Source organism: Tunturibacter empetritectus, assembly GCF_040358985.1.
Classification (GTDB): Bacteria; Acidobacteriota; Terriglobia; order Terriglobales; family Acidobacteriaceae; genus Edaphobacter; species Edaphobacter empetritectus.
In genome coordinates, this window is sequence record NZ_CP132932.1 from 3,530,273 (window position 1) to 3,546,107 (window position 15,835).

The 15,835-nt window shown below is 58.9% G+C and carries 13 protein-coding genes; 10 read left to right on the top strand and 3 right to left on the bottom strand.

All coding sequences use genetic code 11. The features are described 5' to 3' along the window. Positions 1–70: 70 nt before the first annotated feature. Positions 71–715 (top strand): TetR/AcrR family transcriptional regulator, encoded by a 645-nt coding sequence (locus RBB75_RS14570; protein WP_353068483.1) that lies wholly within the window; start codon positions 71–73, stop codon positions 713–715. Between the two features lie 103 nt (positions 716–818). Here the strand turns inward: RBB75_RS14570 and RBB75_RS14575 are convergent, their stop codons facing one another. Further along, positions 819–4,214 carry an FG-GAP-like repeat-containing protein gene (locus RBB75_RS14575; RefSeq protein ID WP_353068484.1) on the bottom strand — a complete coding sequence of 1,132 codons (3,396 nt, stop codon included), beginning with the start codon at positions 4,212–4,214 and terminating at the stop codon, positions 819–821. 264 nt (positions 4,215–4,478) lie between these two features. Here RBB75_RS14575 and RBB75_RS14580 point away from each other — a divergent pair, with 264 nt between their 5' ends. From RBB75_RS14580 to RBB75_RS14590, 3 genes are all read left to right on the top strand, one after another. Further along, on the top strand, positions 4,479–5,678 hold the full coding sequence (locus tag RBB75_RS14580) for a type II secretion system F family protein (protein ID WP_179637460.1): 1,200 nt from the start codon (positions 4,479–4,481) through the stop codon (positions 5,676–5,678). A 256-nt stretch (positions 5,679–5,934) separates the two neighbouring features. Next, positions 5,935–6,606 (top strand): DUF2306 domain-containing protein, encoded by a 672-nt coding sequence (locus RBB75_RS14585; protein WP_353068485.1) that lies wholly within the window; start codon positions 5,935–5,937, stop codon positions 6,604–6,606. A 3-nt stretch (positions 6,607–6,609) separates the two neighbouring features. Further along, positions 6,610–7,371, top strand: coding sequence for a DUF2959 family protein (locus RBB75_RS14590; protein ID WP_179637462.1), 762 nt, complete (start codon positions 6,610–6,612; stop codon positions 7,369–7,371). Positions 7,372–7,580: 209 nt separating this feature from the next. On the opposite strand, the gene RBB75_RS14595 is transcribed toward RBB75_RS14590, so the two are convergent. Then, positions 7,581–8,144, bottom strand: a complete 564-nt coding sequence (locus RBB75_RS14595) for an HdeD family acid-resistance protein (protein WP_353068486.1) — start codon at positions 8,142–8,144, stop codon at positions 7,581–7,583. 237 nt (positions 8,145–8,381) lie between these two features. On the opposite strand from RBB75_RS14595, the gene RBB75_RS14600 reads away from it, so the two are divergent. From RBB75_RS14600 to RBB75_RS14625, 6 genes are all read left to right on the top strand, one after another. Further along, entirely contained in the window at positions 8,382–10,016 is a 1,635-nt protein-coding gene (locus RBB75_RS14600; protein ID WP_353068487.1) for a GspE/PulE family protein, read from the top strand. 112 nt (positions 10,017–10,128) lie between these two features. Next, positions 10,129–11,253 (top strand): hypothetical protein, encoded by a 1,125-nt coding sequence (locus RBB75_RS14605; protein ID WP_353068488.1) that lies wholly within the window; start codon positions 10,129–10,131, stop codon positions 11,251–11,253. Further along, the gene (locus RBB75_RS14610) at positions 11,253–12,008 is read left to right on the top strand and encodes a PilN domain-containing protein (RefSeq protein ID WP_353068489.1); all 756 of its coding nucleotides are present in this window, start codon (positions 11,253–11,255) and stop codon (positions 12,006–12,008) included. The genes RBB75_RS14605 and RBB75_RS14610 overlap by 1 nt, the downstream gene beginning before the upstream one ends. Further along, a complete protein-coding gene (locus RBB75_RS14615) occupies positions 12,005–12,703 on the top strand; it encodes a hypothetical protein (RefSeq protein ID WP_353068490.1) in 699 nt (232 codons plus the stop codon). Before RBB75_RS14610 ends, RBB75_RS14615 begins: the two co-directional genes overlap by 4 nt. Then, the gene (locus tag RBB75_RS14620; protein ID WP_353068491.1) at positions 12,700–13,332 is read left to right on the top strand and encodes a hypothetical protein; all 633 of its coding nucleotides are present in this window, start codon (positions 12,700–12,702) and stop codon (positions 13,330–13,332) included. The genes RBB75_RS14615 and RBB75_RS14620 overlap by 4 nt, the downstream gene beginning before the upstream one ends. 26 nt (positions 13,333–13,358) lie before the next feature. After that, positions 13,359–14,558 (top strand): type II secretion system protein, encoded by a 1,200-nt coding sequence (locus RBB75_RS14625; protein WP_353068492.1) that lies wholly within the window; start codon positions 13,359–13,361, stop codon positions 14,556–14,558. 45 nt (positions 14,559–14,603) lie between these two features. On the opposite strand, the gene RBB75_RS14630 is transcribed toward RBB75_RS14625, so the two are convergent. Beyond that, positions 14,604–15,710, bottom strand: a complete 1,107-nt coding sequence (locus tag RBB75_RS14630; RefSeq protein WP_179637469.1) for a WD40/YVTN/BNR-like repeat-containing protein — start codon at positions 15,708–15,710, stop codon at positions 14,604–14,606. Positions 15,711–15,835 lie beyond the last annotated feature (125 nt).

Here is a 15,835-nt window from a genome sequence, read left to right on the forward strand (position 1 = left end):
GTTCTGGGGTGCGGTCTCAAAAAAGAGACTGAACGGTTTCTTTAAGCATCTGATTCAGGAGAGGCGCCGCTTGATTCGTTTTGTTGCTGTAGGATTTCGGGGCGGGCGCGAGGGTGAGGATAGAGATATGGGAAAAGGGGAGTTAACGCGGCAGAGGATCATTGAAGAGGCGGCACCGATCTTTAATCAGCGGGGGTTTGCTGGGTGCTCGATGCAGGATGTGCTGGATGCGACGGGGCTGGAGAAGGGTGGGGTGTACCGTCACTTCGAGAGCAAGGAGGAGCTGGCGGCGGAGGCGTTTCGGTATGCGTGGGCGCGGGTGGCGAAGGCGCGGCGGGAAGGGCAGGATGCGATTCCGGGTTCGGTGGAGAAGCTGAGGTACTCGGTGAGGCGGTTTGCGGAGACTCCGGGAATCTTTCCGGGGGGGTGTCCGCTGATGAATACGGCGATCGATGCGGATGATGGGAATCCGCTGCTGCGGAGCCTGGTGTGCGCTGCGATGAAGGAGTGGAAGGCTCGGCTGGCGAGCATTGTGGAGGATGGGATTGCGGATGGGGAGATTCGGGGTGAGGTTCAGCCTCGGCGGGTTGCGAACGTGATCATTGCGACGTTGGAAGGCGCATTGATGATCAGCCGTCTGGAAGGGAATCGGGTGGCGGTACAAGACGCGAGGGACGGGCTTGAGATCATGCTGGGTCAGATTGTGGCGGAGTGATGAGGCGATTCGTGGACAGGAAAAATCCCCGATTGAATCTCGGGGATTTTTTTTGGCGGAGGTTTGGTGGCGACTTTATTCTTCGCTGTCGATCAGGTGCCGGTTATTGGACCGTCACCTGGAAGTTGATGGCGTGTGAAAGGTTGCCGGAGGAGTCTGTCGTGGTCAGGGTGACGGTCTGGACACCTACTGGGGTGCCCGGATTGGTGGGAGGGTTAGAGGGTGAGGAAGAACTGCAGCCTGAGAACGACAGCAGACCAGCGGCCAACAAGAGTGTGAGCAGGCTTGCGCGTGCGAGGCGGCGATTGAATCCGAATACGCGGCGGGGGGATAGGGTCAGCAAGAGGAGACTGGCCCAGGCGATCCCTTGTAGCGGACCGGATAGGTTACGCAGGAAGGCAGTCGGTGGTGCGGTTGTCGTGATGGTTAGAGTGGAGGTTGCCGAGCCGGTGGACGGCGTTATGGAGGATGGAGCGAAGTTGCAGGTCACTCCGGTGGGCAGGGTACCACAGGAGAACTTGACCGTGCCCGTGTAGCCACCCACAGGGGTAACGGTGAGGGTGGTGGTGGCGGATTGTCCGGCCTTGATGGTTGCGGAGGACGGGGAGGCGGTGACGGTATAGTCCGGAGCGGCGATGGTGACGGTGACCGGTGCGGAGACGCTGCTCAGGTTGGCAATGTCGCCTGCGTAGCTTGCTGTGACGGTGTAAATGCCAGCGGCTGTGAAGGTGAAGCGCAGGACTGCTACTCCGTTGGTCACAGGAGCTGTGCCAAGGATCGCGGTTGCGGAGGCAAAGGTTACCGTTCCGGTCGGATTGAGTCCTGAGACGGACGCGGTGAGGGTGAGCTGTTGGTTCGTTCCGGCGCTCGCCGCAGAGACGGAGAGAGTGTTCGTCGAGCTTACCGGAGCGACGACGATCGAAACTGCGTTTGAGGAGCTTGATGTGTTGTTGGTGTCTCCGGTGTAGTTGGCGATGACGGGGTAAGTGCTTGCCGTCGCGAAGGACGTGGCGAGTGTGGCACTTCCGTTGATAATGGACGCTGTTCCGAGTGCTTTGCCATTGCTGGCGAAGGAGACCGTGCCAGTTGGTGTGGCTCCTGTGACCGTGGCGGTAAACGTGAGTTGCTGACCGGGTGCTGCGCTGTTATCTGAGGCCGCGAGTGTGGTTTTGGAGGGAAGTAGTGCTGGAGGAGTCGACGCAGGGTTGAGTTGGTTCAGGAGCGAGTACACGGCTTGGCCAAGCGAGTATGCTTGGCCACTGAAACTGAGGTAATCCAATTTGTTGTCGCCTGGCAGGTTTGGCGCCTGATTATTCAACCGGGCGAGTTGACCGAGAGGACCGACATTGACAGGATAGGTGTTCGGGTCAGCAGTGAAGTTGCCTTTACCATCTCCGAAATAAATGGTGACAGATGAATTTAGGCCACCTGTCGCAGGGTTGAGCAGATCGAGGTGTCCGTCTCCGTTGAGGTCGCCGACCGCTGTGCCAAAGCCAGCTTTTGTAAAGAAGGGCGTCGTCTGAAAGGTTCCGTCACCGTTTCCGGCATAGATCCCGCCTCCGGCAAGCAGGTCGGGGATCCCATCCCCGTTCAGATCGCTTGTAACAACCCCTCCAGTGGGCCAGGGCTGTTCCTGGAAGGTGCCATCACCATTTCCCAAACTGAGGGTATTGCCGCCAATGATATCGAGCTTCCCGTCGTTATTCACGTCTACGACTTGTCCAAGAGTGGATTGATCGTACCCGACCGGGGGTGCCGAAACCGCTATGGGAGCGGCGAAGGTTCCGTCTCCCTTGCCTGCAAAAAAGAAAGTTCCTGTGGGAAAAGCGGGGTTCTCGTGGGCGTCGAGTCCGCCGTAAGGTACAAGAAGGTCGAGCTTGCCGTCGCCGTTGAAATCGCCGACTGCAGGTGTGCCTGCCCCATAGAAGCTCAGAGCTGCTGGGGCGGGACTCGCCTTGAAGGTGCCGTCGCCGTTACCGCTGTAAAAAAACATCTGTGCGTTTGCGGTAATGACTTCCCCATGGGAGTCAAGTGATCCGGGCAGGATGATGATCGCGTCCGGCTTGCCGTCGCCATCGAAATCTCCTGTGACGATGACTGGCGGGTTCTTTATATATTGCGGCGGTTGGGTGCTCCCGGTATTTTGCGTGGTGACCGCGAACCTCCCGTTTCCGCGCCCCAAGGCGGCTATCAAATTTCCGCCAAAGTCAACACCGAGCACATCGGTGAGGCCATCTCCGTTAAGATCCGCAGTGATAGGAGTTCCGATTTGTTGTGTCGATGTCGATGCGTACGGCAGAACGGTCGCTGGGGATGCTTGAAAGGTGCCGTTTCCGTTGCCGACAGCGGTTACCGATTCTACATTTGACTGAAAGTAGAGGTTGATATTGCCGTTGGCTCCCGACAAGGCTACGGCATAGGTGGACAAGCTATAGCTCTCTCCCATGGAGAGGCCACCATTCCCGTCAGTGATAGCGATGGAGGTAACACCGCCGACCAGGGCGAAGTTCGTGACGCTGCTCGTAGTTGTGTTCTGGAAGGGAACGATCTGCGCATAATTCATGGACGGGTTGAGAGCAAGGGTCGCGCCAGTCGTAAAGTTTTTACTTGGATCCCCAAGTAAAATCTGAAGTGATATGGCAGGAGCTGACGGGTCCTGGCTCTGTGGGTCCGAGCTGAGATATGCAACATCTGCCAGTCCGTCTCGGTTGAAATCTCCAGTGACGAAACTCTGGCCTATTGAATTTGTAGCGACGCTCGCGGTTATAAGCTGTGGAGAGTTTAATGTCCCATCTCCCTTGCCGTAGTAGACCGCTAGTTGCGCATTGCCTGCGATGATGTCCTGTTTGCCGTCACCGTTGAAGTCACCGGCGCCGATGAACCTGAAGGTGACATTTGTTGGGGCGGAATATAAGACGGACGAAGAGAGCGATCCTGGTTTTCCGCTGCCTTGGTTCAGCAGTACACCAACTTCGTCGCTGTTCGCGATAACGGCAATATCAAGATAGCCGTCTCCATTCAGGTCGATGGCAATTACCTGGGTCAAGATGGGAGCAGCCGCGCCTGGAATTGTGACAGCGTAGTAGGACGCCGGTTGAAAGGTGCCGTCGCCGTTCCCGAGCAGCACGCCGATGTATCCACCTCCACACGAGAATGCGAGATCAAGCTTAGTGTCGTTGTTCAGATCTGACGCCAGAACATACTGCGGGGTGCATGACAGTGGGATGCTTGTAAGAGTTGGTGACGACGTCGGGCCGTTGTTCAGACTTATACCCATGGCGTTGATGCCGTTGGACGTAGCTTCGTCGATTCGACCATCGCCGTTGAAGTCGCCCAGGGCCATATTGGGCTGCGGGGAAAGGGCAAAGTTATACGGAAGAACTGGGAAGATGGGAGTTTGAGTCTGAGCGATGGCGGGGACGGTGAGGAGAATGGCGATCAGAGAGGCGAGGAGCGATCGGGCTCCGGAGGGGGTCTTGCACCAAGGGGTCGCAGTCATTGTGGCATGTCCTTCAAAAGATGCTCAGCGGGAACGGGTTTGTGAAGCTCGTACTGTGCGTTTATGCGGCGTCATGCCGCCAAAAAGTTTATTTATGGCGACGAAATGTCATCCCAGATAATACAGGAGCGGGGTTTGCGGTCGTTGAGAATCTTGTGACCTGTTTGGGGGATAGTAACGTGTGTCCTTCGGAGACGCGTTTTGGTTGCGGGAACGTCTAAGATGGACGAGTAGCTTTGAGCGGAGACGGGTGCCGTAGGGTTTATGACTGAGTTTGTGATCAAGCTGGCGGATGAGCGTGGACGGGTGATGGAGCAGAGCCATGCGGCGGCTACGGCGGAGGAGCTGAAGGCGCGGTTTACCCATGCGGGATACTTCGTCTATTCCGTGAAGGCGAAGAGCGCGCTGGGGGCTAGCAAGAAGAAGGTGAAGCTGGAGACGTTTCTGGTCTTCAATCAACAGTTTCTGACGTTGATTAAGGCTGGGTTGCCGATTTTGGGGTCGCTGGAGCTGCTGGGCAAGAGGCAGAAGATTCCGCACTTTCGCGCGCAGCTGGAGGACGTGGCGGCGCGGGTGAAGACGGGGGAGTCGATCTCGCAGGCGTTTGAGGCGCAGGGCGGATTTCCGATTGTGTATACGACGACGCTGCTGGCGGGGGAGCGGTCGGGAAATCTGGAAGAGGTGTTGCAGAGGTTTCTGGACTTTCAGCGTGTGTCGCTGACGTTCCGCAAGAAGCTGAAGGCGAGTTTGATCTATCCGGCGCTGCTGGTAGTGATGGTGATTGGGTTGTTTATCTTTCTGATCACGTTTGTGGTGCCGCGGTTTGCGCAGCTCTATGACCAGCTGGGGACGAAGCTGCCGGCGCTGACTACGTTTCTGCTGGACCTGGGGCGGGAGGCGCAGGCTTACGGGATTTATGTTGCGGTGGTGGTGGGGGCGGTTGGATTTTTGCTTTATCGGTGGTCGAAGACGGATGCTGGGGCGAGCCTGATCGATAAGATTCGGATCAAGCTGCCGGTGTTTGGCAGTGTATGGCTGAAGTATCAGGTGGGGTTGTTTTCGCGGACTCTGTCTACGCTGTTGACGGGTGGTTTGCCGTTGGTGCCTTCGCTTGAGACGGCGGCGAAGTCGATTGATTCGCGGCAGATTGCGAGTGCGGTTTACAAGTCGGTGGAGACGGTTCGCGAGGGCAAGGGCTTGTCGGTGAGCTTGCAGGCGACGAAGGTATTTCCGGAGCTGGCGATCGAGATGATCGAGGTGGGCGAGTCGACTGGTGCGCTGCCGCAGATGTTGAACTCGGTGGCGGAGTTCTTTGAGGAGGATGTGCAGACTAATCTGACGGCGGCGATGAGTCTGATTGAGCCGCTGATCTTGATCATGATGGGGCTGGTGGTGACGACGATTTTGATTGCGCTTTATCTGCCGATCTTCAGTTTGAGTGCGGGTGGTTCGGGCGGCCAGTAGATGATCTTGGCCTTCCGGCCGGGACCGCTACGCGCGGGGCGGTCACTTCGTGACGGGTATACCTCCTTTGGATCGCTGCTCCCGGTGGTCGCTTGAAATCTATGTGCCGACCATCGGGAGGTCTAGGGCGAAGCCGGTATACACGTCACGAAGTGACCGCTGCCCGCGCAGGGCGCACCTGAAGGTACTTCGCTGCGTATTCTGGTTGCCCTCGCAAGTCTGCGCGGGGGTTTGTAGCTCAAGGATAGGAGGGCATATGAGCGCTAATGCTCCGGTAGAAGGGGTGGCTCGTGGTGTCTATCCTGCGTGGCTGAAGGTGGGCTTCTGGATCTGCGTTGTGATTGCGGTTGCGGTGGTGCTGCGTCGAGTGGCGGTGCTTGCTCATCCTGGGCAGGGTGGGTCTGGTGGATTGTCGCCTACGGCAGCCCTTGATGCGGTGTTTGCGTCGCACGCTGCTTTGACGCTTGCGCATATTGTTCCGGCGATGGCGTTCGTTTTGCTGACTCCGTTTGTGCTGATGCAACGGGACGGTGCGATGTGGGCGGAGCGGCTGTTCTTTCCGCTGGGAGCCTGGGTGGGAGTGACCGCGTATGCGATGAGTGCTTATCCGGTGGGAGGCTGGGTGGAGCGATCCGCGGTGCTGCTGTTCAATAGCCTCTTTTTGTTTTCGCTTGGGATGGCCTTTGTTGCGGCGAGGCGGGGCGAGGCGCTTGTGAAGATGCGCTGGATGTTGAGAGCGATTGCGATCCTTCTTGGCATTGCAACCACGCGGCCGGTGATGGGTGTGTTTTTTGCGACGAGCCGGTTGACGCATCTCGAGCCGGCGCAGTTCTTCGGCATTGCATTCTGGATTGGATTTTCGATCAACACGATTGCTATCGAACTGTGGCTGCGCTCGAGGGGCAATCGGCTTCCTGTTGCAGGTTAGAGATTGATTCGGGCTGATCTTCCGTTGATTCAAGAGATTCGGGTGGATTCGGGGGAGAGGTTACAATTCGTCAAGCTTGGACGGGTGGAGGAGTTGACTGTGATCTCTCGGCGTTGGGTGTTGCGAGGCGTGGCGGCGGTGGCTCCGCTGATGTTGCTGAGTGGGTGTACGAGCTCGTACTACAAGGCGATGAAGACGTTTGGCAAAGAGAAGCGGGACATTTTGGTGTCGCGCGTGAAGGACTCGAAGAAGGATCAACAGCAGGCGAAGGAACAGATCAAGACGACGATGGAGTCGTTCCAGGCGTTGACCGGGTTTCAGGGTGGGTCGCTCGAGAAGAACTACAAGAAGTTGAATGGAGAGTATGAAAAGGCTGCGGATAGTGCGCAGAAGTTGCATAACCGCATCGACTCGATCGATCAGGTTTCGGGGGATCTCTTCAAGGAGTGGCAGAAGGAGATCGATGGGATGGAGAACAAGAAGCTGAAGGCGCAGTCGGCGGTGATGCTACGGCAGTCGCGGCTGAGTGAGGCGGGGTATATCAAGTCGATGCGGCAGACGGAGGCGCGGATGACGCCGGTGATTACGGCGTTTCGGGATCAGGTGACGTTTTTGAAGCACAATTTGAATGCGCGGGCGATTGGGTCGTTGAAGGGGACTTCGGCTCAGATGTCGACGGATGTAGATGTGCTGATGGTGAGTCTGGATGCGTCGATTGCGCAGGCGGATACGTTGATTAATTCTTTGAATGCGGATCAGCCTTAAAAGATGATGTCCTGCCGGACGGGCCCACTGCGCGTGGGGCGGTCACTTCGTGACTTGTATACCGGTCCTGGCAGGATCATCAGCATGGGAGCCTCGCGATGCTCGGCGTCATCTTCCTTCCGACCAACGGGAGGAGCAACCGAAGGGGTACACGCGTCATGAAGTGACCGCTCTCCGCGTAGGAGGCCCGTCCGGCAGGACGCTATCTTTTAGAGGCTTTGATTAAGCGCGCGTTTGGCAGCGAGCGAGAGCATGAGGCGCGAGAAGCCGCTAAAGATCATGCTGATGCCGACCAGCGTTCCAATGACCCAGACCGTGCTCGCAGGCCACGAGCGCCAGATCATGATGGCGAGGATCAGCGTGATGACGCCGTCGAACAACAGCCAGCTCGCTCCGTGGCGGGGGCGAAGCTGGAACGACTGGATGATCTCCACGATTCCTTCGAAGACCAGGTAGACGGCAAGGATCAGCGTGAGGACGATGAGCGCGTCGAGTGGGTGCAGCAGAAGATAGATTCCGGTGAAGAGGTAGATGGCGCCGACGAGCAGCTCCCAGAGCACGCCGCCGGTGGTATGGGTCTTGAAGGCGAAGACGAAGTGGGTGATTCCGCTGATGATCATGGCCCACGCGAAGATGAGGGTGACCGCGAGGCCGGAGAGGGGCGGAACGAGGATCGCGAAGAGGCCGGCCAGGATCAGTAGAATCCTGAGGGCGATGGACCAGTTGATGGCTTTTGGAGCGAGAGCGGAGAGGGTCGGCGGGTAGGTACTCATAGAGTAGTCCTCCAAAAGACGTAGGTTGCTGAGCCCAAACGTAGTTGGGCGGAGGATACCATAAGAGGTGATTCTGCTGAATAATAGAAGACTGGGCCATAGTTTTCGTCTTGAACGAGTCCTGGATTTTGGACGGAGTTTTCGTAGAAACGGTTCGCGTAGAAAAAGCCGTTTGAACACACTGTGAATGACGCGAAGGTGTGAGTGACGGTTAGTTACAAAGGGAGTCTTACGGATATGGCAATGGCACCGTTGGCAATACCGATCAATGAAGCGGGGATGGGCGAGGTGGAGCGGGCGCAGCTGTTGGCGCGGCGCTATCGTGCTGATTTCGTGGACCTGAAGAACTTCAAGATCTCGCATGAGCTGTTCAAGAGTGTGCCCGTGGACATGATGTTCCGGTACAACTTTGTGCCGCTGGAGCAGATGGAGGGCAAGCTCGCGATTGCGGTATCGGATCCTTCGAAGCTGATGGTGCTGGATGAGATCTCGGGTCTGCTGGGGCAGCGGCTGGTGACCCGGGTCGCAACCCTGAGCCAGATCACCGAACTGCTGAAGAAGACCGAGCAGAGCCAGCGTGTGCTGGATGAAGCCAGTGAGGGTCTGGCGTTCGATGTGTTGCACGGCGATGAGAACCAGGACTCGAATATCTCGATTGAGCGGCTGACCAGCGAGGACGATATCTCGCCGATTATCCGGCTGGTGGATACGACGATCTTTACGGCGCTGGAGCGGCGCGCCTCGGATATTCACCTCGAGACCTTCGATGATTCGCTGCTGGTGAAGTACCGCATCGATGGCGTACTGCAGCAGGCGATGGCTCCGATTGCGCGGGAGCATCATCAGACGATTCTTTCGCGTATCAAGGTTATGAGCGAGCTGGATATTGCAGAGCGGCGCGTGCCGCAGGATGGACGTTTCCGCGTTCGTTATAAGGGCAGGCTGATCGACTTTCGTGTGTCGATTATGCCGACGGTGCATGGCGAGAATGCTGTGCTGCGTGTGCTCGATAAAGAGTCGATGTCGGAGAAGTTTAAGTCGCTGTCGCTGGATGTGGTGGGGTTTGCGGCGAAGGATCTTGAACGGTTTCGGCGGTACATCAAAGAGCCGTATGGCATGGTGCTGGTGACGGGGCCGACGGGTTCGGGTAAGACGACGACTCTTTACGCGGCGTTGAACGAGATCAAATCGGAAGAAGATAAGATCATCACGATTGAAGACCCGGTCGAGTATCAGATTCGGGGCATCACGCAGATTCCTGTGAATGAGAAGAAGGGGCTGACGTTTGCGCGAGGGTTGCGGTCGATCTTGCGGCATGACCCGGACAAGATTCTGGTCGGTGAGATTCGCGATGCGGAGACGGCGCAGATTGCCATCAACTCCGCGCTGACGGGACACCTTGTGTTTACAACGGTGCACGCGAATAACGTGGTCGATGTGCTGGGCAGGTTTTTGAACATGGGTGTTGAGCCTTACAACTTTGTTTCGGCGTTGAACTGCATTCTGGCGCAGCGGCTGGTGCGGCAGGTTTGTGAATTTTGCGTGAGAGACGTGCACTATAGCGATGCCGAACTGTTGGCGAGCGGTCTGGATCTGCACGAGTGGCGCGGGTTCAACTTCCGCGAGGGACCGGGTTGCATTGAGTGCGGCGGGACGGGGTATCGCGGTCGGTCGGCGATCCACGAACTGCTGGAGCTGGATGACGAGATTCGCGAGATGCTGTTGGCGAAGAAGCCGGGAAGCGAGATTCGCAAGAAGGCCAAGCAGAAAGGGATGGCTTTTCTAAGGGATTCGGCGCTGGAGAGAGTAAGGGACGGGATTACGACGCTGAAGGAGATCAACAAGGTTACGTTTATCGAGGCAGGACGGTAGGGCGGGAAGATAAGGGCGGGACGGTACAGGCGGGCCGCGAAGTACGATTTGACACAGCGCACCATGTTGGTGACGTAGTGACAATCGATAGAGCAAGGTAGTCTAGGACGGAATGGAAATTTTACCGAAGACATTGGGCACGCGGCCGCGGCTGGCGGTTGAGGTTCGCGCAGAGGGCGTTGTGGCGGCGCGGGCCGAGGATGCGGCGGCTCTGCTGACCTCTGTGGCACGAGTGGATCTGGCGAATGGTGTGGTTGCGCCGGGGCTGAAGGCGGGCAATCTCGTCGACAAAAGTTCGGTGACTGCTGCGGTGAAGAAGGCGCTCGATACGGTCTCGGGCCGTGGGGTGGAACGGGCGGAGCGAGGTGCGGGCCGGTTGCGCGATGTGACCCTGATTGTGCCGGATTCGGCGGTGCGGGTGCTGTTTCTGGACTTCGAGCAACTACCTACCAAGGCGGCCGAGGCGCTGCCGCTGGTGCGGTTTCGTTTGAAGAAGCTGCTGCCCTTCGATGCGGACGATGCGATGGTGAGCTACCAGGTGATGTCCAGCGAGAAGGGAACGATCCGGCTGCTGGCGGTTGCGATGCCGAAGGCCGTGCTTGAAGAGTATGAGGCGATGGTGCTGGCTGCGGGGTATCTGCCGGGCGCGGTGCTGCCGAGTACGCTGGCCGCGCTGGCTGGCCTCGATGAGACGCCGTCGCCGGTGCTGGTGGTCAATGCTGGGTTGGGTTCGGTGACGACGGCGATCGTGCAGGCGGGAGTTCTGCTGCTGCATCGGTCGGTGGATCTGGGCGCGGGGGCTGGTGGTCCGATGGAGCTTGTTGGGAGTGCGTTACCGCTGGTGGACCGGGAGAGTTCGGTGCAGGAGTGGGCGCGGCAAGAGCCGCTGGGGCCGGAGGGATGGGAGCAATTTGATGCGCCGTCTGCGATGCCGCCTTCGGTGATGAACTCGGCTTTGGTGCGGGAGATTGAGGCCCAGGCGGCAGCGCGAGAGGTGGCGCAGGCGGTGAGTGTGGCGGCAGCTTACTTTGAGGATTCGTTGCAGTCGGCACCGGAGCAGCTGTTGATGGCGGGAACGCTGGATGCGGGGACGCTGACGACGGCGGCTGAAGAGAATGGGCTGGAGGGCCTTCGGGTGCGCGAGATGATGGACGCAGGAATGATGGAGGCGGGAGCGGTGACGGCGAGTGTGCCGCGAGGCTGGCTGGCCGGCGTCCGGGGAGCGCTGAAGAACTGATGCGGATCTCTGTCAATCTTGCGAATCGACCGTTTATTGAACTGAGGCCGTTGTTTGCGAAGCTGCGGCTGGCGATGGTGGTGCTGGCTCTGCTGGCGGTGGGGCTGGGGTTTGCGCTGCACTCGTTGAATGCGAAGGCGAAGGTGGCGCAGTCGCAGATGGATGCGCTGAAGGCGAAGACGCAGAGGTTCCAGCAGGAACGTCAGGCGAACGAGGCCAGGATGCGGCAGCCGCAAAATATGGCAGTCCTGGAGCGATCGCGATATCTGAATGAGATATTTGCGGAGAAGAGCTTCAGCTGGACGGCCGTGATGATGGATCTTGAACGTGTGCTTCCGGTTGGGGTGCAGGTGACGAGCATCGATCCTGTGATTACGAAGGAAGGCGATGTGAATATTCGGCTGCGGGTCAGTGGGGATCGCGACAAGGCAGTGCAGCTGGTGAGGAATCTGGAGACGTCGCAACGGTTCCTGTCGCCGAGGCTGGCGTCGGAGCAGGCGCAGACGCAGGAGGGAAATCGGAGTGCGGCGCAGGTGACGGTTCCGGGCGCGGTGCAGTTTGATGTGTTGAGCGGATATAACCCGCTGCCGGAAAAATCAACGAAAGATGTTGCAGCTAAGGTCAAAGGCGGCACAGCAGAGAGTGGTTCGTCTGCGGAGGGCGTGAAGAAGAAGAGAGCTCTGAAGAGTGTTTCTCCTGCCGCATCTCCAAGGACCGGCGTGAAGGCTCCAACGCAGAAGGGAGCGCCACGATGACAACGGTAGCCGAGAAGAAACGGTCCGCAGTTGCGGCCAAGCAGTGGGCCGAAAAGGCAAGCCGTCTGGGCACGCTGAAGAACTTCCACATCGCGGGAGCGGTGGTGCTGGGGCTGGTGAATCTATACCTGCTGGCACATATGGCGTTTGCGTGGAGAGCAGCGAACAGCGAAGATGCAGCGGCGCTTGCGGACCAGACTGTGCAGATGAAGACAGCTGAGATTGCGAAGCAGCCACTGGAAGGTTTGGACGAGAAGCTGGCGCAGGCCACCAAGGATGCAGACAAGTTCTACAAACAGCGCCTGCCGTTTGCGAACTCCGAGGTGGCCGGCGAGCTGGGTGCGTTGGCGAAGAAGCAAGGGGTGAAGCTAACGCGGGTACAGTATGCCTACTCTCCGGTGATGGATGGGACCGCCGGCGCACTGACCGAGGCGCGCATGGATGCAAGTTTGAGCGGAGACTACCGGCCGCTGGTGGTGTTTATCAACTCGCTGGAGCGGGACAAGATGTTCTTCCTGATCACCGGGCTGACGCTGACCGGGCAGCAGAGCGGGACAGTGGGGCTGCGGCTGCGGCTGACGACGTATCTGCGGTCGCCGGTAGGTACCGAAGGCTCGGAGAAGATTTTGGCGGGTGCGGAGGAGAAGGCGGCTGACAGCGCCTCGGAAGGTACTGCTGCGGGAGGCCGGCGATGATGGGGCTGACTGCGGATCAACAGAAGAAGGGCGGTATCATCGGCGCGTTCGTGCTGGTTGCGGCAGGAATTTTGTACTACGAGCTGCGTGACGACAGCCCTGCGCCGGTCGCGCCGCCTGTTGTCGTGACGGCTCCTGCGAGATCTGCTCCTGCTGCGGGAGCGGTCGTCGCACTGCCGTCGGGAAACATCGCGGGAGCGGCGGCGAAGAAGCTTGGGACCACCTCGGCACAGCTTGATCCGACGCTGCGAATGGATGCGATGCTGGTGACTGAGTCGCTGGTGTACTCGGGCAGCGGACGAAATATCTTCTCGGCGAACTCGGCGCCGGTGGAGATTCCGAAGCCGATAGCGTCGGTGCGAGCGGTAAAGGCTCCGCCGCCGGGTCCACCGCCACCGCCTCCAGGGCCGCCACCGCCACCTCCAATCGACTTGAAGTTCTTCGGCACAGCGACTGCCGCGAATGGAACCCGCCGGGCGTTTCTTCTGCATGGAGAGGATGTGTTCCTGGCCTCCGATGGCGACATCGTGCAGCGGCGGTATAAGGTTGTGACGATCTCAGCCAACTCGGTAGTCGTTGAGGACATGGCGAATAACAACACGCAGACATTGCCACTGCTGGCGCGGTGAAGCTGCTGACGCCTGAGGTAGATGTGATGAAGAGACTTTGCTCCCGGTTTTTTCTCGAGGATCGTATCCCGCGCGATCTTGCGCAGGATGTTGTGTGCGCCGACGAGCGGCAAGGGGAACAGGGCTTTATGCTGGTGGGGCTGATCGTCGCGATCTTCATCATTCTGCTCGTGCTGAGTATTGCCGCTCCAAAGGCGGTGCAGGGGCTGCGCCGCGAGAAAGAGGTGGAGGCCGTGCATCGCGGAAACCAGTATGTGCGCGCGATCCAGCTCTACTATCGCAAGAACAACACGTATCCCGGCACCATGGATGCGCTGGCCAAGGGCACTCCCGTAAAGTATTTGCGTCAGGAGTATGTAGACCCCTTTACGGGCAAGTCGGACTGGCGATTGATTCACGTGGGCGAGGCGAAGACGACAGTGAAGGGATTCTTTGGCCAGCCGCTGACGGGCCTTGCGCCTGGGTTGGGCTCGGCGGCGGGACAGGCCTCGACGGGAGGTATTGGTGCAGGGGCCGCTGGTTCGAACTCCGCCTTTGGCTCGTCGAGTGGAAGCGCATTCGGTTCGTCCGGGTCGAGCGGGTCGAGCGCCTTCGGTGGCTCTTCCGGATCTACGTTAGGAGGCTCAAGCTCCGCCGGAGCGAGTTTGGGGAGTACGGCGGGAGCTGGAGCTTCTGGCTCAGGCGCGGGAGGGAGCACGGCGACGGGAGCGACCACCGGGTCAACGGATAACTCAGGAACGGCCTCGACTGGGACGGGTGCTCCCAGCACACTGGGGTCGGCAGCCGGGATTGCCAGCCAGTCGTCCGGTGGGTTTTCGGGAGGCGGCGCGCCGTTCGTCGGCGTAGGCATTCCAAAAGAAGGGACCTCGATCAAGGTGTTGAATGAGCAGACATCGTACAACACGTGGGAGTTTATCTACGATCCCCGGATTGAACAGATGAAGGCGGCAGCGGGGCTGCTGGGCGGAGGGAATCAGGGTCTGGGATCTGCCGGTTCACTGAACTCCGGGGTTGGAGGTGCAGGGACGGGAACCTCAAGCTTCGGCTCGTCTGGTTCCTCGAGTTTCGGATCTTCTTCAGGTTCGGCGTTTGGCTCTTCTACTGGCGGCTCTTCTTCAGGCTCAAGCTTTGGATCGTCGTCGGGTTCGAGCTTCGGATCGTCTCCGACTTCGGGTACGCAAGGGAGTGGAACAACGACGCCGACTACGCCACAACAGCCTCAGTAGTTCTTTGCGGCTCGATGGCGGGCCGGGAATCGTCGTCATCGGCGACTACGGTTTCTTTGTCACGATTGTCTTTTGATCGATAGCGCGCAGGCGGCCAATACGTCCATGCGGACCTACGACGAAGGGAAGCGAGAGCGCATTCCAGTTCTTGTCAGCATCCGCAGGATCAGTGGATGAGGGTGTAAGCGGACGCCAGTTCTTTCCGTCGTCGGTGGAGATATCAGTGCCGTTGGGGCCTACGGTGATCCATAGTTTTTGGGTGGCGTCGTAGGCTACGGCTGAACGGTAACCGTGGGGCAGAGTCTGGGCGGGATGCCAGTGTTGACCAAGGTCTGGAGAGAACGCGGCGGTTCCTACGGAGAGATCAGGTAGTTTGTAGTCACCACCAACAGCGATCTGTGTCCAGTTGAATGCTGCGAGAGAGAAGATACCTGCAGAGTCGCTGTCATGAGCGATGGGTAGGCGCGCTTTCTGAAAATCGAAGAGATCGATGCAGGACTGAGGATGATCTTGTACGAGGCCCATCGTGCAGGTAGAGCCGCCGCCATAGAGCCATCCACGGGCTGTACCAAATAGGAGAGGCAGCTGAGCGACGAGCAAGGAGTTGCTGGCAGCAAAGGCTCCGCCTCCGCCCTCCGGTTCGGCGAGCCCGGGCTGTTTCACGGACTGCCAGTGAAGACCGCCATCGAAGGTCGCGAGCAGGATGAACTGATGGTTCACTGGATCGCCGAGTATCCATCCCCAGGAATTTGTCTGGAACTTAATCGCGTCCCAGAAACCATCTTTGTCCGGATTAGTGAAGACCAGCTTCCACGTTTGGCAGCCGTCGGTGGTTTTGTAGAGGCGGGATTGGTCGCCGGGGCCGCTGGACATGACGATGGCGGTGTTTTCGTCGAAGGCCTGGACGCCGCGGAAGTCGAGCTTGTCTGCGCCGGGCGGGATCGTGCAGGTCTGCCAGAGATAGCCGCCGTCTTCGGTGCGGAGCACTGTGCCGTTGCTGCCGCTGGCCCATGCGACTCCTCCGCCGACGTTGTGAATGCCACGCAGGCTGGCCGTGGTGTGGGACTCTTCGATATCCCACTGTGCGTAGGCCAAGCTTGCAGCTTGTGTAGTCGTCAGAGTGAGGGCCAGAAAAAGGTGAGAGGATCGCATCTGCTGATTAGTGTATGACGGGTTCGTCTGCGGTTAGAAGGTGCCGAAGAGCTAACTCGGAGACGATCGACAGACGTGTGGCAACAACGTTCCAAGGTCCTGCCGGACGGGCGCCCTGCGCGGGC